This window comes from Mesorhizobium sp. C089B (genome assembly GCF_030323125.1).
In the GTDB taxonomy this organism is placed as follows: Bacteria; Pseudomonadota; Alphaproteobacteria; order Rhizobiales; family Rhizobiaceae; genus Mesorhizobium.
Map to the genome: position 1 here is coordinate 424,121 of NZ_CP100469.1, position 23,636 is coordinate 447,756.

At 64.1% G+C, this 23,636-nt stretch carries 22 protein-coding genes; 10 read left to right on the forward strand and 12 right to left on the reverse strand.

Annotated elements, in window-relative coordinates; translation table 11 throughout:
- Positions 1 to 110 precede the first annotated feature (110 nt).
- Complete coding sequence (locus NLY44_RS02125) at positions 111 to 710, forward strand: DUF6456 domain-containing protein (RefSeq protein WP_023693855.1); 600 nt, start codon at positions 111 to 113, stop codon at positions 708 to 710.
- A gap of 65 nt (positions 711 to 775) precedes the next feature.
- Here the strand turns inward: NLY44_RS02125 and NLY44_RS02130 are convergent, their stop codons facing one another.
- Complete coding sequence (locus NLY44_RS02130) at positions 776 to 1,084, reverse strand: hypothetical protein (RefSeq protein WP_023693854.1); 309 nt, start codon at positions 1,082 to 1,084, stop codon at positions 776 to 778.
- 203 nt (positions 1,085 to 1,287) lie between these two features.
- Between NLY44_RS02130 and NLY44_RS02135 the strand changes: the two genes are divergently transcribed.
- Positions 1,288 to 2,172, forward strand: coding sequence for an NmrA family NAD(P)-binding protein (locus NLY44_RS02135; protein ID WP_023805600.1), 885 nt, complete (start codon positions 1,288 to 1,290; stop codon positions 2,170 to 2,172).
- Positions 2,173 to 2,229: 57 nt separating this feature from the next.
- Here NLY44_RS02135 and NLY44_RS02140 read toward each other — a convergent pair whose 3' ends face one another.
- Both NLY44_RS02140 and NLY44_RS02145 read right to left on the reverse strand, forming a co-directional pair.
- Positions 2,230 to 2,727 carry a hypothetical protein gene (locus tag NLY44_RS02140; protein ID WP_156941016.1) on the reverse strand — a complete coding sequence of 166 codons (498 nt, stop codon included), beginning with the start codon at positions 2,725 to 2,727 and terminating at the stop codon, positions 2,230 to 2,232.
- Positions 2,728 to 3,144: 417 nt separating this feature from the next.
- Positions 3,145 to 4,419: a DUF763 domain-containing protein gene (locus NLY44_RS02145; protein WP_023805597.1), complete on the reverse strand. Its 1,275-nt coding sequence runs from the start codon at positions 4,417 to 4,419 to the stop codon at positions 3,145 to 3,147.
- A gap of 242 nt (positions 4,420 to 4,661) precedes the next feature.
- Here NLY44_RS02145 and NLY44_RS02150 point away from each other — a divergent pair, with 242 nt between their 5' ends.
- The gene (locus tag NLY44_RS02150; RefSeq protein WP_023805596.1) at positions 4,662 to 5,654 is read left to right on the forward strand and encodes an HNH endonuclease; all 993 of its coding nucleotides are present in this window, start codon (positions 4,662 to 4,664) and stop codon (positions 5,652 to 5,654) included.
- Positions 5,655 to 5,702: 48 nt separating this feature from the next.
- Here the strand turns inward: NLY44_RS02150 and NLY44_RS02155 are convergent, their stop codons facing one another.
- On the reverse strand, positions 5,703 to 7,658 hold the full coding sequence (locus NLY44_RS02155; protein ID WP_023805595.1) for an acyltransferase family protein: 1,956 nt from the start codon (positions 7,656 to 7,658) through the stop codon (positions 5,703 to 5,705).
- Between the two features lie 459 nt (positions 7,659 to 8,117).
- Between NLY44_RS02155 and NLY44_RS02160 the strand changes: the two genes are divergently transcribed.
- The gene (locus NLY44_RS02160) at positions 8,118 to 8,471 is read left to right on the forward strand and encodes a cupin domain-containing protein (protein ID WP_023672492.1); all 354 of its coding nucleotides are present in this window, start codon (positions 8,118 to 8,120) and stop codon (positions 8,469 to 8,471) included.
- 692 nt (positions 8,472 to 9,163) lie between these two features.
- Here the strand turns inward: NLY44_RS02160 and NLY44_RS02165 are convergent.
- The 4 genes from NLY44_RS02165 to NLY44_RS02180 all read right to left on the reverse strand — a co-directional run bounded on the left by NLY44_RS02165 (position 9,164) and on the right by NLY44_RS02180 (position 12,971).
- Entirely contained in the window at positions 9,164 to 9,991 is an 828-nt protein-coding gene (locus NLY44_RS02165) for a metal ABC transporter permease (protein ID WP_023685454.1), read from the reverse strand.
- Positions 9,975 to 10,769, reverse strand: coding sequence for a metal ABC transporter ATP-binding protein (locus NLY44_RS02170; protein ID WP_023735454.1), 795 nt, complete (start codon positions 10,767 to 10,769; stop codon positions 9,975 to 9,977). The genes NLY44_RS02165 and NLY44_RS02170 overlap by 17 nt, the downstream gene beginning before the upstream one ends.
- A 26-nt stretch (positions 10,770 to 10,795) precedes the next feature.
- Positions 10,796 to 11,677, reverse strand: a complete 882-nt coding sequence (locus tag NLY44_RS02175; RefSeq protein WP_023708690.1) for a metal ABC transporter solute-binding protein, Zn/Mn family — start codon at positions 11,675 to 11,677, stop codon at positions 10,796 to 10,798.
- A gap of 232 nt (positions 11,678 to 11,909) precedes the next feature.
- Positions 11,910 to 12,971 (reverse strand): maleylacetate reductase, encoded by a 1,062-nt coding sequence (locus NLY44_RS02180; RefSeq protein WP_023805594.1) that lies wholly within the window; start codon positions 12,969 to 12,971, stop codon positions 11,910 to 11,912.
- A 308-nt stretch (positions 12,972 to 13,279) separates the two neighbouring features.
- Here NLY44_RS02180 and NLY44_RS02185 point away from each other — a divergent pair, with 308 nt between their 5' ends.
- The 6 genes from NLY44_RS02185 to NLY44_RS02210 all read left to right on the forward strand — a co-directional run bounded on the left by NLY44_RS02185 (position 13,280) and on the right by NLY44_RS02210 (position 20,195).
- Positions 13,280 to 14,164, forward strand: coding sequence for an AraC family transcriptional regulator (locus tag NLY44_RS02185; protein ID WP_023702911.1), 885 nt, complete (start codon positions 13,280 to 13,282; stop codon positions 14,162 to 14,164).
- 229 nt (positions 14,165 to 14,393) lie between these two features.
- Positions 14,394 to 15,458, forward strand: coding sequence for an ABC transporter substrate-binding protein (locus NLY44_RS02190; RefSeq protein WP_023672498.1), 1,065 nt, complete (start codon positions 14,394 to 14,396; stop codon positions 15,456 to 15,458).
- A 151-nt stretch (positions 15,459 to 15,609) separates the two neighbouring features.
- Entirely contained in the window at positions 15,610 to 16,434 is an 825-nt protein-coding gene (locus tag NLY44_RS02195; RefSeq protein WP_023688990.1) for an ATP-binding cassette domain-containing protein, read from the forward strand.
- Positions 16,431 to 17,690, forward strand: a complete 1,260-nt coding sequence (locus NLY44_RS02200; RefSeq protein WP_023749886.1) for a sugar ABC transporter permease — start codon at positions 16,431 to 16,433, stop codon at positions 17,688 to 17,690. Before NLY44_RS02195 ends, NLY44_RS02200 begins: the two co-directional genes overlap by 4 nt.
- Before the next feature lie 28 nt (positions 17,691 to 17,718).
- Complete coding sequence (locus tag NLY44_RS02205) at positions 17,719 to 18,447, forward strand: SDR family oxidoreductase (protein ID WP_023685460.1); 729 nt, start codon at positions 17,719 to 17,721, stop codon at positions 18,445 to 18,447.
- A 140-nt stretch (positions 18,448 to 18,587) separates the two neighbouring features.
- Positions 18,588 to 20,195 carry an FGGY-family carbohydrate kinase gene (locus NLY44_RS02210; protein WP_023695495.1) on the forward strand — a complete coding sequence of 536 codons (1,608 nt, stop codon included), beginning with the start codon at positions 18,588 to 18,590 and terminating at the stop codon, positions 20,193 to 20,195.
- A 10-nt stretch (positions 20,196 to 20,205) separates the two neighbouring features.
- Here the strand turns inward: NLY44_RS02210 and NLY44_RS02215 are convergent, their stop codons facing one another.
- Genes NLY44_RS02215 through NLY44_RS02230 form a run of 4 tightly spaced genes read right to left on the reverse strand, consistent with a single transcriptional unit; the run spans position 20,206 to position 23,632 of the window.
- A complete protein-coding gene (locus NLY44_RS02215; protein ID WP_031201228.1) occupies positions 20,206 to 21,135 on the reverse strand; it encodes a phosphatidate cytidylyltransferase in 930 nt (309 codons plus the stop codon).
- A 39-nt stretch (positions 21,136 to 21,174) separates the two neighbouring features.
- Positions 21,175 to 21,843: a lysophospholipid acyltransferase family protein gene (locus tag NLY44_RS02220; RefSeq protein ID WP_023672504.1), complete on the reverse strand. Its 669-nt coding sequence runs from the start codon at positions 21,841 to 21,843 to the stop codon at positions 21,175 to 21,177.
- Between the two features lie 3 nt (positions 21,844 to 21,846).
- Positions 21,847 to 22,281 carry a hypothetical protein gene (locus tag NLY44_RS02225; RefSeq protein WP_023805593.1) on the reverse strand — a complete coding sequence of 145 codons (435 nt, stop codon included), beginning with the start codon at positions 22,279 to 22,281 and terminating at the stop codon, positions 21,847 to 21,849.
- Positions 22,282 to 22,291: 10 nt separating this feature from the next.
- Positions 22,292 to 23,632: a phosphatase PAP2/dual specificity phosphatase family protein gene (locus NLY44_RS02230; protein ID WP_023805592.1), complete on the reverse strand. Its 1,341-nt coding sequence runs from the start codon at positions 23,630 to 23,632 to the stop codon at positions 22,292 to 22,294.
- Between the last annotated feature and the right edge of the window lie 4 nt (positions 23,633 to 23,636).

Consider the following 23,636-nt stretch of genomic DNA (forward strand, 5'->3'; position numbering starts at 1 on the left):
CGCGACATCCGATCTCCCCCCTCGTGGGGGAGATGCCCGGCAGGGCAGAGGGGGGCGCGAAGGAACGCCAACCTCCCGGCTCAACAACCCAATCCCACAAGGATCCCCCGATGAGCAAAAAAACCGCGCAGAAAGCCAAACCGCCGAAAGTGCCTGCGGGCGAAGCCGAGCAGGTGCGCATCCGCCGCGAGATCGGCCATGATTTCGCGCTGAAGGACGATCGCTTCGGCCGCAAGCGGTTGAGCGTCGGCACCGAAGAGGCGCGGCGCGTCTACGAGGTCTCCAATGACGGCTACACCGCGACCGGCGGCATCGTGCGGGTGCGCAATGTCGATCCGCTGGTCGGCATCACCTCGCTGACCCGCCAGCAGCGTGAGGCCGGCCAGCGGTTTCGCGACGATTTCGAGCGCGCCTCGCGTGACGGGCTGCGGCCGATGCCGTGGGAAGAGCGCATTGACGGCGGCCGCATCAATGGCGGCATCCCCGACCGCGTGCTCAACGCCGGCCGCGCCCACACCCATGCCATCGCCGCCATGGCCCACTGGGAAGTGGCGGAGGTGGTTCGCAAAATCTGCCTCGAAGGCCAGTCGGTGAAGGCGCTCGCCGAACGCACCGGCGAGGGACGAGATGTGGTGGTGAAGCTGTTGAAGGTCGGGCTCGACCTTTTGGCCGTGGGTTACGGGATGATGCTGATGCGGAAGCCGCGATAAGGCCGGCAGCCGCGCAGGAAGCGGCCGGCCGGCAGATGCCGGCCGACCGGTTTCACCCTATCGGATCACCGTTCGCAAACGCGAATTTCCTCGACGATCCTGTGATGATGGCGCCAATGCTTGACCAACTCTATACGGCAATGGCGATGGTGCCTGTGATACCTGTGGTACCTGAAGCCGTTATCGTAGGCATCATACTGGTAGTAGGGGCGAGGAGCGTAGCGATCGTAATAGTCGCCATAGCTGTCATTGTAGTCATCGTCATAGTAGCCGTTGCCGATGCCGATCACGACGCGCCCGCCGGCATTCGCCGGGGCGATCATCGCCGCCGCCGCAGTGATAGCGATAGCCGAAGCAAGCAGGAGCTTTCTCATAGCTGCCTCCTATTCAAGGTTGCGCTAATATAACTCGCTGGGCACGACCTCGTTCCATAATTTTGCAAGATGCGAACGACCCCTGCGCCGTGCATTGCGAGGAAGTTCAGCGTCACCTCCTGTCAGCATCGTCCCCCGATTTTTGAACCCTTCGCCGCCCCAGCTATTAATCCGGCATGAATCGGCAAGGGAAGGACGAGACCATGCATGTCATTCTTGGAGGTACCGGCCATGTCGGCTCGGCGGCGGCAATGGCGCTGTTGCGGCAGGGCGAGGATGTCACGGTGGTGACGCGCGACGAGTCGAAGGCCGCATGGTTGGTTGAACAGGGCGCGGAGGCCGCGGTTGCCGATGTGCTCGATGTCGAGGCGCTGCGTGAAGTCTTGCGGCGCGGCAAGCGGGCGTTTCTGCTCAACCCGCCGGCCGATCCATCGACCGACACCGACGCCGAGGAGCGCAAGACGGTTGGCGCCATTGCGGCGGCGCTGGAGGGCTCCGGCCTCGAAAAGCTGGTGGCGGAATCGACCTACGGCGCGCAGGCCGGCGAGGGTGTCGGCGATCTCACCGTCCTTTACGGCCTCGAGCAGAAGCTGAAGGCCCAGGCCATTCCGGCAAGCGTCAACCGCGCCGCCTATTACATGAGCAACTGGGATCAGGCCCTGGAGACGGCGCGGCGCGACGGCGTCATCACCTCCTTCTTCCCGGCGGATTTCGAGCTGCCGATGGTGGCGCCGCAGGATCTCGGCGAGGCCGCGGCGAGACGTCTGCTGGAGCCGACGGACAAGACCGGCACGCACTATATCGAGGGCCCTCGGCGCTACTCAGCCGCCGATGTCGCCGCAGCCTTCAGTGCGGCGTTGCGCAAAAACGTGCGCGTGGTCACGGTGCCGCGCGAGCGCTGGACAGAAACCTACGAAAAACTCGGCTTCTCCAAAGCGGCGGCCGAGTCCTACACCCGCATGACCGGGGCCACGCTGGACAAGCCGGCGGAGCCGGAAAACCCGGAGCGCGGCACGACCAGCCTGGAAAGCTATATTGCTGCGCTCGTCGAGGGGCGGCCGGAAGACCTGTTGAAGGGTGCCGCGTAAAGTGAAGGGTTGCTGTTGAGAAACAGGCGCTTCGACGACCTACGTGGCCCGCTATTCCTATTGCCTGACCGTTCGGCAGTTGCCCGCCGGCGGCGTGGTCTTGCAGATATCGATGGAGGTGCGCGTGTCGCCGTGACCGGTTTCGGTTATCAGATTCAGGTCCAAAAGTTCGTATGTCACGAGGTATCGTATGCTGTCGTCGGGTATTTTTTGCATGGCCGATACGATCCACGAACCTGCTTTCATCTCGGTGAAATAGCTGTCGACCTTGCGTTCATACCATTTGGGTATCGGAACGAGGACGATGGTCTTCTTGCCGTGGATTTTCTTGGCGGTCGGCAGCATGATCCGGTGAATGCCGACAAAGGCGCGGCTGTCTGCCAGGCGCCGTACGCCGCCCGCAAGAACCATCGTACAAGCTGACGAACAGACTGCGCCGACGGGGTTGGCGACGCCGAAGCGGAGGTCGCCCGGCCCGCAGGCTTTCGTGTCTGGCGCGCATTCGGAGAACTCCGTCTTGCCAACCATCGTGTCGAGCCCGCTGGCGCGGATCATATGGCCAAGCGCCATCGCCGCATCGGTCTCGCCGCCCGGGGGAATTCAACGCCAAAGGCAATTTGCGGGGGCCGAGTTTTTTCAGCAAAGCCTTCAGCAAAGCTGGCGTGCCGGCCACGATGTGACCTTCCGCCGAAATCCATTCCGGGCATGTCGGCTCGCATCCTGGCGTGCTGTTGCGTACAACGACGAAGTGCATCGGCGGTGTATATGCCAGTATGACAGGCTCAGGCGTCGTTTGGGCGATCGCGCCGCCAATCGCCAGCAGCACGAAAACCAACGTCCATGCGAATGTCTTCATGCCGAGCCTCGCCTGGCAGAGCATCACTTGAGAAATGGGTCTTTGCAAGCATTATCAAAACAGCCGAGCACGTGTTTCTATGGGCCGCGCACTATCTCTGCATGATGGACAGGCCGCTACTGGCGGCCCCTGTCTGAACCGTCGTCGCTTTCCGCCGCCTTCTCCCACCCGAACACACTGCGCCCTCCCAGCAGATGCGACTGGTCGAACTCGCCGGCGACGATCTCCTTAAGGCTCGGCCCGGTGACGTAGCGCTCCAGCCGGCGCGCCTCGCCATCCAGGCGCTTCAGCGCGCCAAGCTCTTCCTCGCGGCCGAGCTTGGCCTTGCCGACGGCCGATTTCAGCACCGCGATCGTCTCGTCATAGACTTTCAGCGGCACCGGGAAGGGATGGCGGTCCTTGCCGCCATGGGCAAGCGAAAAGCGCGCCGGGTCGGAGAACCGGCAAGGCGCGCCATGCACCACTTCCGCCACCATGGCCAGCGCCCGCACTGTGCGCGCGCCGACGCCGGGCACCAGCAGCAGTTCGGGAAAATTGGCCGGCCCGCTTTCGATGGCCGCCGAGATGTTGCCGTGCAGCCGGTGCATGACGATGTCGCTCTCGCGCACGTCGTGATGCGCCGGCATCACCAGATTGGGCAGCATCGGCTGCGCGGATGATTTCGCAGGCGCTGCTTTCGACGGCGGCTCCAGCACCGCTAGCTCGTCAAGGATCCGCTCCGGGCTCATGGTCTTCAACAGGTCGAGCTGTCCGGTCCGCGATGGCTCGGCGCGATGATCGGTCAGGTTGACGATCTCGCCCTGCCGCTCGCCCTCGATCGCCGCATGCGGCTGGTCGACGAAACTGGTCAGCCCTTCCGACAGCCAGTGGTAGCGGCGCGCCTGCCTGCTGTCGCCGTTCATGCCTTGCTGCACCACCACCCAGCGGCTGTCGTCGGTGACGATGAAGCCGTGCAGATAGAGGTCGAAACCGTCCTGCACGGCGGCACTGTCGACCTTGGCGACCAGGCGGCTGGCGGTCGCAAGGGCCGCGCCATCGATGCCGACGCGCTCGCCGATCGCCGCCAGCTCCTGCGGCGTCTTGCGTGAATGCGCGCCGCGCCCGCCGCAGACATGGATGCCGAGCTCGCGCGACATCGGATTGAGCCCGCGCTTCAGCGCGCCGACGACCGAAGTGGTGATGCCCGAGGAGTGCCAGTCCATGCCCATGACGGCGCCGAAAGACTGGAACCAGAACGGATGCGCCAGCCGCCGCAACAGCTCGTCGCGGCCATAATGATGGATGATCGCCTCGCACAGCACCGCGCCCAGCCGCGTCATGCGGTCACCCAGCCATTTCGGAACCCGCCCGCCATGCAGCGGCAAGTCCGCACTGCCGCTTCGCTGCGTCAAGTGAATGCTCCGTGGCTAAGGCGCACCGGCGGTGCGCCTGTGATCTAGATGGCATTTGGGGGGCGATTTGCAAGCGGGGTGGGGGCGGCGACTATCGTCGCCCTACGCTCTTCTTGGCGTCTCGCCGAAAGATGCAGTTACGCCGCCTGTCGCACCTGGCAATAAGGTCGGCTCCCTGCTTGTAGGCGAGACAGGTCTCGAATAGAGCTTACCCCCGACGGCAACTATTAAAATCAAAAACGATGTCGCAATTCTGGTGGGTAAATCACAGTCAGACCGCCCGCCAAGAGATCGACGGGCAATATCTCTGGTCGCCCAAAACTCAGAAGAATGGGGCACGCAGCGAGTTCTACAAAAATATGCGTCGGGCGACACCTGGTGACCTCGTGTTGTCTTTTTTCGGTCAAGCCGTGCGCTATATTGGTCGGGTAGCGGAGTTTGCATTCACAGCACCGAAACCACCGGAGTTCAAGAACACTGGAGCCAATTGGAACGAGGAAGGTTGGCTTCTCCCGGTGTATTGGGCGCCGCTCCTGCCGACGGTGCGCCCGTCGGACATAATTGGCGAATTGGGTCCGCTTCTGCCTGCCCGATACTCGCCCATCGACCCAAACTCCGGATCAGGCCGTCAAAACGCCTATCTCGCGAGCGTATCGCAAGAGGTGTTTCACACAATTGTCGCGGGTACAGCTTTCGACCGCGAAGCTTTGAGGCGTGGTGGCGCAAACAGTCTCACTTTCGAAGTCGTCAATGAAATTTTAGAGGACGTCGTTGAGCGCCGTATCCGAGACGACCTCCAACTCGAGGACACTGTAAAGACGAGCGTCATTCAAGCTCGTCGCGGCCAAGGTAAATTTCGTTCCAATGTCGAAGCCATGGAGCGCTCGTGCCGACTCACAGGGGTCACCAATCCCTCGTTGCTGATTGCAAGCCACATCAAACCTTGGCGCCTATGCGCTTCCGCGCAGGAGCGCTTGGACGGCATGAACGGGCTGCTCCTCACGCCTGATGCCGACCACCTCTTTGACCGTGGCTTCATCAGTTTTGAAGATAGCGGGCAGGTCCTCATATCCCAGCGCGTCGACAAGACTGATTTGCGGCGGCTCGGATTCGAGCAATTGGTGATGCAGAGTTTCGGCTTTGCCGAAGCCCCCGCCGTCTGGCGCACTAGCACCTTCACCCCGCCGCAGCAGGCTTACCTCGCTCACCATCGAGAGGATGTGTTTGTGGCATAGCTCGCATCAACTGAGCGTCAGCCGTCAGGTCCCCCTACCTCGCCGCCCCTAAAACACCGCCTTCTCCAAGAGCGGCTCCAGTGATTCAGCAAATGGCGTCGCCAGGTGGTGCCGGTCGCGGAAGGCGAGTTGGCCGTTGATGAACACGTGGCAGGTTTGGGCGTCGCAGAACTGGCTGGTCAGGTCGACATAGGTGGCGCCGGGCACGCTGCGCACGACGTCGCGCTCGGCCGCGGCGATGTCGTCGTTCGCCGCCGCGTCCCTCGGCGTGTCGCAGACTTCAGGCACCTGCCCGCGCCACAGCGCCCGCGCCACGCATTTGTCGGCATAGCTTCCATTGTAGGGAACGTCCCGGATTACCGCGACCTTGATCCCGGCCCCGCTGAATGCCGCCAGCGTCCAGCGCAGGCCGGTCTTCCACTCCTCGTTCCAATCGGCGTGCTTCAGTTCCTCGGGCGATTCCTTCATCACATTGCCGATCGAAAATTCCGAGATCACCACCATGTGCGGGTGCAACGCGATAATGTCCTTGACCGATTGCTCCCGCCACTGGTCGCATTCGGTGTAGTCGCGCTTCAGCCGCCAGTTCCAGGTCGTCACCCGCGAGGCACGGCAGGACGATTTGAGATAGGTGACGAGGCGATAGTTGTTCTTGGCCGCCGCCTCGATCAGCGGCGTCGACCAGTGGTCGGCATGCGAATCGCCGAAAAGCGCAATCGAGCGCCCGGCGTCCTTGTTGCCGAACACGCAGGCCTTCGGCGGCACTGTCTCGAAGGAGAGAATACAGCCGGCCGCGCGCGCCGTGGAAGGCTGCGCGGCGCTGGCGGCAATGCTGCGCTGCGCAGGATCGAGATCGTGGACGGCGAGCCTGGCATTGGCATAAGCGGCGACGACGCCGGTACCGGTCAGGAGGACGGCCGGCACCAGCGCCCGCGCCGCACTGGCCATCAGCCAGCCATTGCGGCGGATCGGGTTTTCGATGACATGATAGGTGAACCCCGACAGCGCCAGCGTCAGCGCAAAGCAGCCGAGCCGCTGCAGCGGCGAAAGTTCCGGCGTCAGCATCGTGGCATACACGATCACCGGCCAGTGCCAGAGATAGAGCGAGTAGGAGAGTTTGCCGACCCATTGCAGCGGCGCCAGCGCCAGTGCCTTGATGGGGCTTTTCTTGGCGCTCTCCTGCTGCGCGTGCGCCGCTCCTGCCAGCAGCAACAGCACGGTGCCGGCCACCGGCACCAGGGCGAGGAAACCCGGGAAGGGCGTTTCGTCGCTGAAGGAAAGATAGGCGCTGGCAATCAGCGCCAGGCCGAGCCACGCCAGCGGCGTGGCGAGCCGCGGGCGGTTTTGCCAGACTTGTTGCGGCACCATGCTGGCCAGCCCGCCGGCGGCGAACTCCCAGGCGCGTAGCGGCGAGAAATAGAAGGCCCAGGGCTGCGAGACCGTGGTGAGCCACGCGCAGACGGCGAACGAGACGAGGCCGGCAATGCCGATCACCAGGATCGCGCCGCGCTTGCCGGGGCGCAGCCATGCCGCGAGCACAAGCAGCGCCGGCCAGGCGACATAGAACTGCTCCTCCACCGACAGCGACCAGAAATGGACAAACGGGTTGCTGGCCGCATCGGCGGCGAAATAATCGAACGACCAGCGGATCAGCCACAGATTGATCATGTAGGCCGAGGCGAACATGGCGCCTTTGGAATAGAGCGATTGTTCCTCCGGCGACAGGATGAAGGCGCCGGCCACCAGTGTGGCGAGGATGACGAACAGCGACGCCGGCAACAGCCGCCGAGCGCGCCTGGCATAGAAGCGCCACAGGTTGAGCTGCCCGGTCTCGGTGATTTCGGCAAGCAGGTGTTTTGTGATCAGATAGCCCGAGATGACGAAGAAGATGTCGACGCCGGTGAAGCCGCCGGGCAGGCCGGTGAAGCCGAAATGAAAGGCGATCACGCCTGCCACCGCCAAGGCACGCAGTCCTTCGATATCGGGCCGGAACGATGCTGACACGATTTGCCACCTCGTGCTGGTGCATGACCCCGCCTCGGCGAGTAACGATCGCGCCGGGATCATACGTGCGGCAGCTTTGCGCCCAACGGGACACGGCGCTGCAACCGTTGACAGTCGGACCAAGACTCCGCCCTATGGGTCGATATCGCAATGCAACAAATCTAACGCAGTGCAACATTGGAGGAGGCGACGCCGCTGATCTCCCCCTTTGAGGGGGAGATGGCCGGCAGGCCAGAGGGGGTCGGTTCGACCGGACTGGCCCAATCCTGCAAGTGAAGGCAGGCGCTCCACGCGCGGCGACCCCTCTGTCGCCTTCGGCGACATCTCCCCCTCGATGGGGGAGATTAGCTCCCCGCCTCCTTCGCCAAATCTCCGACATCCGGGGTCGGCCCTTGCGTTGCTCCCGTCACACGCATCGGCTATCCAACCGGCAGCCATGCAATTCAAACGGAGCCTCCCATGACCAACACCACCATTTTCAAATTCGGCGCTGTCGAGCATGCCGAGGGCGGCGACTTACCGGGCTGGATCGTTGTGGCGGGCCGGCCGACCATGCAGACCGCCGTGCAGCACACCACCGCCGACGGCAAGGTGCTGTCGGGCACCTGGCGGGCCTCGCCCGGCACTTATCACGCCACCTACACCGACTATGAGTTCGTGCACATGATCGCCGGCCGCATCATCATCACGCCCGATGGCGGCACGCCGGTCGAGGTCGGTCCGGGCGATGCGTTCGTGGTCGAAGCCGATTTCAAGGGCACCTGGCAGATCATCGAGCCGGTAACCAAGCACTTCGTCGTCAAGCTTGCTTGATCGACGTCGTCAGGCTTGCCTGATCGGTGCCGATACACCTCGGCCGGCGCGGTTCATCGCCAGCGTCCCCCTCGCCCAGCAGGGGAGGGGGACGTAGCGAAGCGAATATCGGTTAAGAGGGCGTCACCTCGTTCGCTTCGAACCGATGCGGATCGAAAAGCTGAGACGATGGCGTTCTGCGGAGCCTGGTCGAGAGAACGCAGGCCAGGACTGCTGCCGGGTCGCCCGCGCGTCAGCCAAGAGCGAGCGGCGCACTTCGAGAGTGCATGCCGCCCGTCCGGCGCCGGGCCGTCAATGCTGTTGTTACGAAACCCCCCAGCCCCGTCTCAACCGCCACGGCCATGGCGTGACCCATGGCTTGCTATACGCATGCAGCACCGCGGTCTGTCAACGCCGCCCGCGATGGCCGCGGGGGGTCGCCTTTGCACCTCCCGGCCAGCTTCCAACCGGCCGCGCGGACGCCATTCGCCGCTGCAAAATGCGCTTGAAATGGCGGTTTTCCGGATTTTCCGGCCGCTCAGGAGCGGACCTTTGGCGCGACAGAGGTCGCGATCTAGGCGATTGAATGAATTTGTCTTTCGCGGCTGAAACGTTTCAGGAGCCGGATTGTAGACCTGACTTTTTTTGGGTGTATTTCCCTAACGTCAGTTTTGCACCCCAGCCGACCCGATCGACCCGCCGGAGGGCAAGCCTCAGGGGCCGGCGTCGGCGCTCTGAGTCTCTCGGACCGACGGGCGCCGGACCATGCCGCTGACGACATAGGCCGCCGCGCCCAGCGCCGTGATCCAGAAGCTCGTCGGCCAGTCGGTCAGGAAGGCTAGCGTCAGGCTGATCCAGGCGATGATCACGGCAAGCGCGATGGACGTCAGCACGCCGGCTCCGACGCCGCTGGTAAGCCTGAGCGCGGTGGCTGCAGGCGCCACCATCAGCGCGAAGACGAGCAGCACGCCGACGATCTGCACCGCCTCGGACGTGGCGACGGCGACCAGCACCATGAACAGGGTCGAGACAAGAGTGAGCGGCACGCCGCGCGCTTCGGCGAGTTCCGGCTGCAGGCTGGCGAACAGCAGCGGGCGCGCGATCAGCAAAAGCGCGACAAGGATCGCCACCGCCAGCACCGCAAGCACGATAACGGTGCGCAGGCTGATGCCCAGCACATTGCCGAACAGCACGTTGGTCGCCTGCGAGGCGAAGGCGGTGTAGAAATGCAGAAACAGCAAGCCCAGGCCGAGCGACAGCGTCAAAACGATGCCGATGGCGACGTCGCGATGCGCGCGTTCGCCGAGCAGGCCGATGCCGATGCCGGCGGCGACGGTGAACACGGTGAGGCCGAGAAACGGCGACAGCCCGATCAGGCCGGCGCCGGTGGCCCCGGGAAAGCCGACATGGGAGAGCGCATGGCCGGCGAAGGTCTGGCCCCGGAGCACGAGGAAATAGCCGACCGCGCCCGAAACGATGCCGACGATGGTGCAGGCATAGAAGGCGTTGCGCATGAATTCATAGTCAAAGATCGTGGACATGCGCCCCGCTCTCCAGTTCGACATCGTCGGCCATGACGAAGATGCGGCCGGCAACCCGCACCACATTGATATGCGTGCCATAGAGTTTCGACAGCACCGGACCGCTGATGACCTCGTCGACGGAACCGATCGCCGCCTTGCGGTTGCCGAGATAGAGCACGCGGTCGACGGCGCGCAGCAGCGGGTTGATCTCGTGCGAGCAGAACAGCACGGCAATGCCGAGCCGCTCGCCGATGTCGTGCACCAGGTCGATGATCGCGCGCTGATGGCCCGCATCGAGGCTGATCAGCGGCTCGTCGAGCAAAAGCAGTTGCGGATTGCCGATCAACGATTGCGCGATCAGGATGCGCTGGCGCTCGCCACCGGAAAGCTCGCCCAAGGGACGGCGCGCGAGGCTGCCGGCGCCCACCTCTTCAAGTGCCTTCCACGCCGCCTCCTTCTCGGCAGCCGATGCGACGGGCCAGCCCCAGCGATGCCCGCCGGCGGCACTCAGCACGAAGTCGAGGCCGCTGACGCCGACATCGCCAAGCGCGCGCCGCGCCTGCGGCATATAGCCGATGTCGGCGTTGCCGCGCGTCGGCGATTTGCCAAGCACCGAAATGGCGCCGCCGGCCGGTTTGATCAGGCCGAGAATGGCGCGCAGCATCGTCGTCTTGCCGGCGCCATTGGCGCCGAGCAGGCCGACAAAGGCGCCTTGCGGTAGAGAAAAGGAGACGTCGGATAAAACCCGGCGTCCCCCATAGGTCAGCGTGACCTTGTCGAATTCGATTGCGTTCATTTAGTCACATTCATTCGCAGTCACATTCATTGTGTGCGGGCGGCGAGCGCCTTCTGGACCGCGTCGATCTGGCCGCCGAACCAAGTCTGGATCGTCTGACCCGCCGGTTCCGTCTCGGTGACGCCGATGACCGTGACCTTGTTCTGCTTGGCGATGTCGAGCAGCCTTGTCGTTGCCTCGTCGGTCACCTGCGAATTGTAGAACAGGATCTTGGCCGAGCCGTCCTTCAGGCTGTTTTCGAACGCCGCCACCTGCGTGGCGCTCGGCTCCGCATCGTTCATCAAGGCCACCTGGAAATCGTAGTTCAGCATCTTGAGACCGAGCGCTTCCGCCATGTAGCCGAAGACCGGCTCGGTAGCCGTCACTTCGGTGCCGGCATAGGTGTTCTTGACGTCGGTGATTTCCTTGTCAATGGCCTCGAGCGAGGTCTGGAATGCCTTCAGGTTCGCCTCATAATACACGGCATTGGCCGGATCGCGCTTGGCAAGGTCGGCGCTCAGCGCCTTGGCGATGGCCGGCAGCGTCGCCGGGTCGTACCACAGATGCGGGTTGTCGCCCGACTTCTTGCCGATCAGGTCGGCGGCGACGATGGTCGTGCGATCCTTGGCTGTCGAGGCCGACAGCAGCTTGTCCATCCACGGATCGTAATCGGCGCCGTTATAGATGACGATCTTGGCATCGGCGATGGTGCGCGCCGTCGACGGGCTGGTCTCGAACAGATGCGGATCGTCGTCGGGATTGGCCAGGATGCTGGTGACGGTGACGTTGCTGCCGCCGATCTGGCGGGCAAGGTCGCCATAGAAATTCTCGGCCGCCACGATGGTCAGCTTGTCTTCGGCGCGGGCAGCCGTGCCGGTCAAAAGCGGCACCGCGACGAGCAGCGCGGCGAGAAAGGGAATGCGACGCATCCGTGGTCTCCTTGCAGTCTGAAATGTATGTCGCCGGAGAGGCGGGCTGTGTAACTGTATAACAGTAACAATATAACGTTTGCGTCGAAAATACGGCTGATGTCAATGGGCTTTTCGAGCCGCGCAGTTTTTCACGCGCACAAAACCGTGAGCGGCCTGCGCCGATCAGGCGGAGCCACTCATGGCGGTATCCTGATGAATTCGCGGCGGGTAAGTTCCTTGCTTGTTGACGTCAGTTTTGCGGACGCCTTCCCTCCCACGCGTCCTGCAACAGGGCGCGGATTGCGGCGCGGTCGAAAGGCCGCGGATTCCAGTATGGGTTCCTGGTCGCAATCTCGGCGGCGCGGTCGAGATCGGCCTGCTTGAGGCCGAGTTCTTTCAATGTAAGGGGCGCGCCGACCGCCTTGGCGAAATCGTGGAGACCGCTACCGGCGCTGCCGTCAAACAAGTCGGCGACCGGCTTCAACAAGTCGGGCACCGCGACGGCGTTGAAACCGATCGTGTGCGGCAACATCACCGCATGCGTCTCGGCATGCGGCATGTCGAAAGAGCCGCCGAGCGTGTGACAGATCTTGTGATGCAGCGCCATGCCGACGGCGCCGAGCACCGTACCGCACAGCCAGGCGCCGTAAAGCGCATCGCCGCGTGCATCGATATTTCCAGGCTCCTTGGTCAACACCGGCAGCGCCGCCGTCATGGCGCGCAATCCTTCTTTCGCCATCAGGGTGGAAATCGGATTGCGATCCTGCGCGTAAAGCGCTTCGGCCGCGTGCGCCATGGCGTTGAGTCCTGACGCGACGCTCATCGCTATCGGCAGGCCGACGGTCAGCTCTGGATCGTAGATCACCACTTCCGGCAGGATCCTTGCGTCACGCATTGTGGTTTTTTCGCCGTTCTCGGTCTGACCGAGGATCGGCGTCACCTCCGAGCCGGCATAGGTGGTCGGGATGACGATCTGCGGCAGGTCGGTGCGCCAGGCGATCGCCTTGCCGAGACCGGTGGTAGAGCCGCCGCCAAGCGCGACAACGCAGTCAGCCTTGACCTCGGTTGCCTTGGCCATTGCCGTTTGGGTTACCTCGACCGGCGTGTGCATGGCGGCGCCCGAAAAGATGCCGGCCGCCAGCGCGCCGAGGGACTTGGCAAGCGCCTCGCCGTCGGCAGCCCGATGCGGCGTCGACAGCACCAGCGCGCGCTTGCAGCCGAGCTTTTCGATCCAGGTGCCCACCTCGGACGACGCGCCATTGCCGAAGACAATATGCGCAGGGCTGCCGGAGTAGGTGAACGTCCTTGTCATGCCGATCCGCTCCCTTTGCATACTATCACTGTGACGGAGCCGAAATCGAACGACCAGCTCTCGTCGCCGGCGACACGTTTGCGTCGTTACCGTCTCGCAAGCGGGGCCTGATCTCTCCCGCGTACTCGCAAACGTATCGCCTTGACCACAAAAACGTCAAAAAAGTATCAGTGAGGTGGACACACCGTGGTGGCGGCTGCATGAATTGCCGCCTAAGCTTCGATCACTGCAGAGAGCGGCAAACGCGGCCTGCGGGAGATGGCACTGCAACTGGTCGCATGACCGGACCGGCGCCGGGAGGAACTGACATGAATCCGGACTTGGAAGTCGTCCAGATCAGACGCGGCGAGTCGTTCAAGGCCTGGGCCCACGGCTACCCCTTCCACACGGTGCGCTGGCACTTCCACCCCGAATACGAAATCCATCACGTCGTCGCCACCACGGGCCATTATTTCGTCGGTGACTTCATCGGCGAGTTCGAGCCCGGCAATCTCGTGCTCACCGGCCCGAACCTGCCGCACAACTGGGTCAGCGACGTGCCGGCAGGCGCCAGCGTGCCGCTGCGCGGCCGCGTCGTGCAGTTCTCGCAAGAGTTCATTGCCGACGCCACCGCCGCGTTGCCGGAACTTGCCGGTTGTGAAAACATTCTCGAGCTCAGCCGCCGCGGCGCGCTGTTCTCCACCGCTACCGCCAAGCTCGCCGCACCTGTGCTGGCCGAACTGGTCGAAGCGCAAGGCGTTCGCCGCATCGCGCTGTTCATGGAGCTGATCGATATTCTGAGCCGCGCCGCCGATGTGCGGACGCTGACCAGCGCCAGCTATCTGCCAGATCCCTCAGGCTTCATGTCGGCCGGCGTCAACAAGGCGCTTGCCTATATCAACGCCAACCTGACCGAGCCGTTCAGCGAAAGCGATCTGGCGGCGATCGCCGGGCGCAGCCCGAGCGCGTTTTCGCGCAGCTTCCGCCGTCACACCGGCATGGCGCTGGTGCAGTATGTCAACCGGCTGCGCATCAACCTTGCCTGCCAGCTGCTGATGAGCGAGGCCGACATGCCGATCACCGAGATCTGCTATGCCGCCGGCTACAACAACATCTCGAATTTCAACCGCCAGTTCCTGACCCAGAAAGGCATGTCGCCTTCGCGCTTCAGGGCCCTGCTGGCGGAAAACGTCAGCGCGGAGATTGCCGCCTAACAGGGAGGACCGGGAGGAGCCTAGACATTTACTGAGGTAAGAACGCGGGGTGCGTTGGAGGCGTCCCGTGCTGGAGATCGCTTGTCCCGAAATCCAGAGATATCAAGAGGATGCGCAGCACGGATCAAGTGCTCCGTTGTTCCTCGCAACAGCCCGACTGCAGTCAAGGCCCGGCGCCATGTGGTGTCCAGGGCTTCATGAAACCATTCCTTGAAACGGAGCTATCGAAATGACCAGATTTGCCTGGAAATCGACGGGAGCCATCGCGCTCACTCTTTCTCTTCTTGGCGGCACCGCTGCCTTTGCCGCCCCGGTTACCGACGCCACGGTCGCCTTCTTGATGCCCGACCAGGCCTCGACGCGCTACGAGCAGCACGACTATCCCGGCTTCGTCGCCGAGATGAAAAAACTCTGCCCCGGCTGCAAGGTGATCTACCAGAACGCCGATGCCGACGCCTCGCGCCAGCAGCAGCAGTTCAACTCGGTGATCTCGCAAGGCGCCAAGGCGATCGTGCTCGACCCTGTCGACTCGACTGCCGCCGCCTCGCTGGTCAAGCTGGCGCAGAGCCAGGGCGTCAAGGTCATCGCCTATGATCGCCCGATCCCGACTGCACCTGCCGACTTCTACGTCTCGTTCAACAATGAAGGCATCGGCAAGGCCATTGCCGACTCGCTCGTCGAACACCTCAAGGCGCTGAAGGTCGACCCCGCCAGCGGCGGCCTGCTGCAGATCAACGGATCGCCGACCGACGCGGCCGCCGGGCTGATCAAGAAGGGCATCCATTCCAGCCTCGACAACAGCGGCTACAAGATCCTTGCCGAATACGACACGCCGGAATGGGCGCCGCCGAAGGCGCAGCAATGGGCAAGCGGCCAGATCACCCGCTTCTCCACGCAGATCGTCGGAGTCGTTGCGGCCAATGACGGCACCGGTGGTGGCGCCATCGCCGCCTTCAAGGCCGCCGGTGTCGATCCGGTGCCGCCGGTGACCGGCAACGACGCGACGATCGCCGCACTGCAGCTGATCATCGCCGGCGATCAGTACAACACCATCTCCAAGCCGAGCGAGATCGTTGCGGCGGCTGCCGCCAACGTCGCCGTCCAGCTTCTGTCGGGCGAGACGCCGAAGGCCGAAATGACCCTTTACGACACCCCATCGCAGCTGTTCACGCCGGCGGTGGTGACGCAGGAAAACCTCAAGGCCGAGATCATCGACAAGAAGATCAACACCGCCGAAGAGCTCTGCGTCGACCGCTATGCCGAAGGCTGCAAGAAGCTCGGCATCACAAAGTGACAATGCAGGTCGCCCAAAATCGCGCAGCGGTTTTGGGATAAGACATGCATAAAAGGATGACCTAGAATCCTGATCCTGCTTTCCGGCCGCCCTTGCGGCGGCCGGAAGTTCGCAGTCACTCTTGACCGCCCATCCGGAAAGGTTTGCCACCATGTCTGACATCTCTGACGGACCGGTTTCGGCAGGCGAGCTGGTGCTCAGCCTGCGCGGCATCTCGAAGAATTTCGGCGCCGTTTCGGCGCTCACCGATATCGATCTCGATGTCCATGCCGGCGAGGTGGTGGCGCTGGTCGGCGACAATGGCGCCGGCAAGTCGACGCTGGTCAAGATTCTGGCCGGCGTCCACCAGCCGAGCTCGGGCACCATCAATTTCCGCGGCAGGCAAGTGACGATGCCCGACCCGAGCGCCGCGCTGACGCTCGGCATCGCCACCGTCTTCCAGGATCTCGCACTGTGCGAAAACCTCGACGTCGTCGCCAACATCTTTCTAGGCAAGGAGATCAACCCGCTGCGGCTGGACGAGGTGGCGATGGAAATTCGCGCCTGGACGCTGCTCAACGAATTGTCGGCGCGTATTCCAAGCGTCCGCGAGGCGGTCGCCTCGCTGTCCGGCGGCCAGCGCCAGACCGTGGCGATCGCCCGCTCGCTGCTGCTCGACCCCAAGGTCATCCTGCTCGACGAGCCGACCGCCGCTCTTGGCGTCGCCCAGACGGCGGAAGTGCTGAACCTCATCGACCGGGTGCGCGAGCGTGGGCTCGGCGTGCTGATGATCAGTCACAATATGGAGGACGTGCGCGCCGTCGCCGACCGCATCGTGGTGCTCAGGCTCGGCCGCAACAACGGCGTCTTCGAACCCGACGCCTCGAACCAGGAACTGGTCAGCGCCATCACCGGCGCCGCCAACAATGCAGTGTCGCGCCGCGCCGAACGGCGCAAGGCCGCCGAACAAGCGCACAACCAGGAGCAGCGGCCATGAGCGCGGAGCCCAAGCAGGACACCTCCTCGTCGACGGCGCTCGACCGCAGCGACGTGCGCGTCAAGCACCAGGCCGGCGTTGGTGGCGCCATCAGCGCCTTCTTCGACCGCGTCCGCTCCGGCGACCTCGGCTCGTTGCCGGTCATCGTCGGCCTGGTCATCATCTGGAGCGTGTTCACCGCGCTCAACCCGGTGTTCGTTTCGTCAAGCAATCTGGTCAATCTCCTGTTCGACTGCTCGACCGTCGGCGTCATCGCGCTCGGCATAGTCTGCGTGCTGATGGTCGGCGAGGTCGACCTGTCGGTCGGCTCGATCAGCGGCTTTGCCTCGGCCATGGTGGGCACGCTGTGGGTCAACCAGGGCTGGCCGGTGGCGCTCGCCATTCTCGCCGCGGTTGCCGTCGGCGGTTTCATCGGCGCGCTCTATGCCTTGCTGTTCAACCGGCTCGGCATGCCAAGCTTCGTCTCGACACTCGCCGGCCTGCTCGCCGTGCTCGGCCTGCAGCTTTACATTCTGGGCTCCACCGGCTCGATCAATCTGCCCTATGGCTCGAACCTGGTGAATTTCGGTCAGTTGCTGGTCATGCCGGACTGGCTGTCCTATGCGCTGGCAGCATTGCCCGGCATCGTCATGCTGGTCACCGGCCTGCGCACCGTCAGCCGCCGCCGGGCCGTCAATTTGTCGGCGCCGTCTGTCGGCGGCCTCATCGTGCGCGTCGCCGCCCTGACCATCCTGCTCGAACTGATCGTCGGCTATCTCAACCAGGCGCGCGGCATACCGTGGATGTTCGGCCTGTTCGTCGGCCTGGTGGTGGCGATGAACTATGCGCTGACCCGCACCCAATGGGGCCGCTCGATGACCGCCGTCGGCGGCAACCGCGAAGCGGCGCGCCGCGCCGGCATCAAGGTGCGCTCGATCTACCTCAGCGCCTTCGTCATGTGCTCGATGTTTGCCGCCCTCGGCGGCGTGCTGTCGGCGGCGCGACTGGCCTCGGCCAGCCAGCAGGCCGGCACCGGCGACGTCAACCTCAACGCCATTGCGGCGGCGGTCATAGGCGGCACCAGCCTGTTTGGCGGCCGTGGCAGCGCCTATTCCGCGCTGCTCGGCATCATCGTCATCCAGTCGATCGCCAGCGGGCTGACCTTGCTCGATCTGTCATCGTCGCTTCGCTACATGATCACCGGCGCCGTTCTGGCAATTGCGGTCATCGTCGACTCCCTGGCACGCCGCTCGCGGGTTTCCCACGGCCGCGCCTGAACGCAACCGCAATCGATACGAGGATAGAATGGCTCAGGATTTGAGTGGAAAGGTCGCGGCGATCACCGGCGCCGCGTCGGGCATAGGCCTGGAATGCGCGAGAGCGCTGATTGCCGCCGGCGTTCGCGTTGTGCTCGTCGACCGCGCCGAAGACGCGCTGAAAAGCGTCTGCACCGAACTCGGTCCCGACGCGATCCCGCTGGTGATCGATCTGATGAAGCCGGCCAGCGTCGCGACGATGATGCCGCAAATCCTGGACAAGGCCGGCCCGCTCGATATCTTCCACGCCAATGCCGGCGCCTATGTCGGCGGCCCGGTGCTCGAAGGCGACCCCGATGTGTGGGACCGCATGCTGAACCTCAACATCAATGCGGTCTTTCGTTCCATCCACGCCGTGCTGCCGCATATGGTCGAACGCAAGACCGGCGACATCATCGTCACGTCTTCGATCGCCGGACTGGTGCCCGTGGTCTGGGAGCCGATCTACACAGCGTCGAAACACGCCGTGCAGGCCTTCGTCCATACGGTGCGCCGCCAGGTCGCCCCGCACGGCCTGCGCGTCGGCGCGGTGCAGCCGGGGCCGGTGGTGACAGCGCTGATCAGCGACTGGCCGAAGGACAAGCTTGAGGATGAACTGGCCAAGGGCGGCCTGATTCAACCGGTCGAGGTCGCCGAAGCCGTGCTGTTCATGCTGACTAGGCCACGGAACGTCACCATCCGGGACCTGGTGATCCTGCCGCAGAGCAATGATTTGTGAGGCAGTAGGCATTAGGCAGTAGGGAATGGGGAGAGGCTCTTGCAACTGACGGTTCACTGCTGACCATCTCGCCTACTGCCTACTGCCTACTGCCTACTGCCTACTGCCTACTGCCTACTGCCTAACTTCTGAGGTTCCCCATGTCCCACTTCCTCGGCATCGACGTCGGCACTGGCAGTGCCAGGGCGGGGGTGTTCGACAGCAAGGGCACCATGCTTGCCTCGGCGAAGCGCGACATCGCTCTATTCATCGAGCCCGGCGAAATCGCCGAACAGTCGAGCGAGGACATCTGGCGTGCGGTTTGCGCCAGCGTGCGCGAGGCGGTGACCAAGTCGGGGCTCGCTGGGCGCGACATTGCCGGCATCGGCTTCGACGCCACCTGTTCGCTGGTCGTGGTCGGCCAGGATGGCGCGCCGTTGCCGGTCGGCCATTCCGGCGATGCCCAGCGCAACATCATCGTCTGGATGGACCATCGTGCGCTCGACCAGGCGCAGCGCGTCAATGCCGGCAAGCACGCCGTGCTCGATTATGTCGGCGGCACCATATCGCCGGAGATGGAAACGCCGAAGCTGTTGTGGCTGTGCGAAAACCTGCCCGCCACCTTCGATGCCGCCGAGCATTTCTTCGACCTCACCGACTATCTGACCTGGCGCTCGACCGGCAGCCTGGGGCGTTCGATCTGCACGCTGACCTGCAAATGGACCTATCTCGGCCACGAGCGGCGCTGGGACGAAGCCTATTTCCGCGCCATCGGCCTCGGCGCGCTCGCCGATGAAGGCTTTGCCCGCATCGGCACCCAGATCGTCGAGGGCGGCACCGCGCTTGCCCAAGGCCTGACTGAGGCCGCCGCGGCCGATCTCGGCCTGTTGCCGGGAACGCCGGTTGCGGCCGGCCTGATCGATGCCCATGCCGGGGGAGTCGGCACGGTTGGCGGGCAGGGCTCGGTCGGCACCTTGCAGTCGCGCATGGCCTATGTGTTCGGCACGTCGGCCTGCACCATGGCCAGCACCAGCGAGCCGGCCTTCGTGCCCGGCGTCTGGGGTCCGTATTTTTCCTCGATGGTGCCGGGGCTTTGGCTCAATGAAGGCGGGCAATCGGCGGCGGGTGCTGCAATCGACCACCTCGTCGCTTTCCATCCGGCCACGGCTGAGGCATCCGCAAAAGCCAAGGCGGAAGGTCTCGGCCTGACCGCTTGGCTTGGTCAGCAGGCGGCGAAACAGTCCGCCGACCTGTCCGCAGTAGCGCACCTAGCCGATGGACTGCATGTCGTGCCGGAATTCCTCGGCAACCGCTCGCCCTTCGCCGATCCCGAGTCCAAGGCCCTGATCGCCGGGCTTGGCATGGACACGTCCCTCGACAGTCTGGTCGCGCTCTATGTCGCCGGCCTGCTGGGCATCGGCTACGGCGTTCGCCAGATCCTGGCGGCGATGGCCAAAAAAGGCATTGCCATCGACACTATCGTCGTCAGCGGCGGTGCGGCGCAAAGCGAGCTGGTACGTCAGCTTTTGGCCGACACCACAGGCCTGACCGTCGCCGGTTCGACCTCGCCCGAACCGGTGCTGCTCGGCTCAGCCATATTGGCTGCGGTGGCGGCGCAAAAATTTCCCGATGTGATCGCGGCGATGACCGGCATGTCGCGCATCGGCGACATCTATCGCCCGGCCGGTGGCGACCTCGTGCCCTGGCACGACAAGCGCTTCGCCGCCTTCGAATTGCTGCAGCAGGCAGGCCGCGCCATCCGCGATTGAACGGCTTAGCTCACGTCCAGAAATAGCGGACGATGTGGAAGAACACCGGTGCGGCGAAGACCAGGCTGTCGGCGCGGTCCATCATGCCGCCGTGACCCTCGATCAGGTGACCCCAGTCCTTGACGCCCTGGTCGCGCTTGATCGCCGACGCCACCAGCCCGCCGAGGAACCCCATCAGGCAGGCGATGAAGGCGACGCCTGCCGCCGCGAGCGGCGAGAACGGCGTCAGGAACGACAGCAGCGCGCCGAGCAGGCTCGATGACACCAGCCCGCCGATCAGCCCTTCCCAAGTCTTTGATGGCGAAACGGACGGCGACAAAAAATGCCGGCCGAACAGCTTGCCGAAAATGTATTGCAGCACGTCGCTGCCTTGCACGGTGATGATCAGGAAGGCGATGAGCAGGAGGTTGCGGCCCTCGAAACCGGGCACGTTGAGCGTCAGCAGCGCCGGCACATGGCTGACGCAGTAGACCGAGATCATGACCGCCCATTGCTGCGCGGACACGCGCTCGAGGAAGCGCTCGGTGTCGCCGTTGAGCGCGGTGATCGCCGGCATCAAGAGGAAGCAGTAGACGGGGATGAAGATGGTGAACAGCCCGTACCAGGCGGTCCACACCAGCCAGTACTGGAAGGGAATGATGATGCCGAACATGCCGAGCAGCACCCAGTGGTCGCTGCGCCGGCTGTGCGTCAGCGTCACGAACTCGCGCAGCGCGGCAAACGAGATCAGCGCAAACAGGATGGTCATGCCGGTGCGGCCGAAGAAGAAGGCGACGGTGATCGCCAGCACCATCACCCACCAGGCGTTGATGCGCTGGTTCAAGTTGACGAGCGTCGAGGGCAGCGGCTTCGGCGCCCGCCATGAGAGGATACCGGCAACGATGCTCGCCATGGTGAGCACGCAGATCAGGCCGGCCAGCAGGATGACGGTTTCATGCATTGGCGGCAGTGTCATACGAAGTCTCTTTGCCTGGTCATGCTAGTGGTCCCGATCGGGACGCGGGTTGAGCGACAGCAGCGTCTGGCGCGCGCGCTCGAGGAAGGTGCGGCGTTCTTCGCCGGGCGCGATCGCCACCGGCGGACCAAAGACGACGCGGCACAAAAGCGGCACCGGTAGGAACTGGCCCTTGGGCAGCACGCGCGACATGTTCTCGATCCAGCACGGGATGAGTTCGACATCCGGCCGCGCCATCGACAGATTGTAGAGGCCGGAGCGGAACGGCAGCAGATCCGCCTCCGTCGTGTTGCGAGTGCCTTCGGGAAACAGGATCAGCGAGTGGCCGTCGTCGAGCACCGACAGCATGATCGAGATCGGGTGTTGCGTTTCGTCGGTCCACTGCCGGTGGATGAGCACGGACGACAGCATGTCCTGCGCGATGAAGCGGCGCAGCCGCGACTTGCCCCAATATTCGGCCGCCGCGATCGCATGGGTGCGGGCGCGCACCTTCTCGCTCAGACAAGCCGACAGCAGGATGAAATCACCATGGCTGGCATGGTTGGCGAAGTAGATGCGCTGCCGCTCCGACGGCTGGCTGCCGTTCCAGATTGGTCTGACGCCGGTTACCACCCAGGCCGCCGCCGACAGGCCGACCGACGTCACCGTCTGCAGCAAGGTGAAGGTGTTGGCGCGCAGGTGAAGTTTTGTCATGGCTCAAACAAATGCTGCGAAAAGGGATGCCGCAGCAAACATGGCGAGCGCCATGCGCTGCCTTGTCAGCAGGCGGCGCGTGCCTGCCATGCGATGGTCGAGCGAGCGGCCGCCGGCAGTGGTGGATTTCAGGCGCATGCGCGCCAGCACATCGTCGACCGCGGCACCCCCGGCGGCCTCGCTGGCGTGGCTTGCCACCAGCCGGAACAGCAGCGCATCGAACAAAAGCAAGGCCGAAAGAGCCAGCGTGGCCACGGCGCTCGCCGCCGTGACCAGCCAGGCCGCCGCGGACAGCGCTGTCGTCTGCGGCCCGGCCACCAGGCCGATGACCGGCGCTGCCATCACAGCCGCCACCACGAGCAGGATCGGCCACACCGCCTGCACCATCAGTCCGGCGGCGAATATTTCGGCGTTCTCGGGAAAATTCTCGCCACTCATGCCGGCCAACTCATGTCGGTTCTTCCAGCCCGATCTGAAGATGCACGGGCCGGCTCAATGCGGCGAGTTTCCTGCGCGCCTGCGCGGCAGTGTGCGAGCGTCCGGTCACAACCAGCCAGTCGGCGACGACGGCTGCACTGCGCTGGAAGCCGAGCGCGCAGCAGACCAGGACGGTGCCGCGCCGGCGCGCCAGCTCGATCGCCGCCACCGCTCGCTCCAGCCTGTCGTGAGGCGGCGCCACGAGGTCGAGCATCGCGTAGCTGATCCAGCGGCAGGTCACGCCGCGCGGCCGTTCCATCTCGCCGGCAAGGTCGATCACTGTGCCGAAGCGGTTGGCCTCGTCGGCACTCGGAAACCGGCCGAGGAAAACACCGTCGGTGATCTCCGCTTGCGGCGCCAGTTGGCGGGTCCATACCCACACATTGATCCGGGCGCCAAGCCGGTAGGGCAGGAGCAGGATACGGTTGGCCAGTGAGACGCTACCATCGGCTGCCTTCTGGAACACTTTGGCGCCGGCCCCAGCATAGCCGAAGGCGACGATGGCCAGCGCCAATGCCGGCCACAACAGGATGAGAAAATCGGCGGAGACCAACGCGCCCTCGGCAGCGCCGGCCAGGGCAAGGGCCGCCCCCAGCCCGTAATAACCCGCCAGCCGCCGCGCCCTTGGGTCGGCGGTCAACCGAAAACCCCAGAATGGCAGCTCGCCCTTGGACGGAAACAGCCACAGCGCAAACAGGCCGAGCAGGGCGCCGGTCGGAATGTCGATGAAATGATGCTGCCAGGTCGTCAGCACCGAGGCGCCGATGAGAAAACACCAGACGTGCCAGACCGGGCGGAGAATGCCGCCGAGACGGTGACGTGCCAGAACGTGACGCCAATGGTCCCAGATGATCACCAGGAGTGCGATGTGCAGGGATGGCGCCTGGTTGAACGGCTTGTCGAAACCACCGAGCACTGCAAACAGGAAACCCGGCAGGCCGGTGGTTTCCGGCCGCACGAATGTCGCCGTCAGCGGGAACGCGATGAAGCAGGCGACGGCAATGATCTGCGCCGAGAGATAACGGCCGGCGAGCCGGTTGACACCGCGCCTGGTCGTGTTGAGCAGCAGCGATAGGCCGTAGAACAGATTGATCGACCAATAGGGCACGATCGTCCAGGCGACGAAAGGGATGGCGTGTTCCCAGGCAAACATGATGCTGCCGACATGGTCGCGCCGCGACGCCAGCCAGTTGGCAAAGCCATAGGTCGAATAGAAGAACGGCGCCAGCAGCGCCAGCCAAAGGGCGGCCCTCAGCACGATGCCCAAATAGGGTTCCCGCGCCGGGGCAGGGTCAGTGACAGGCAGGACCATGGTC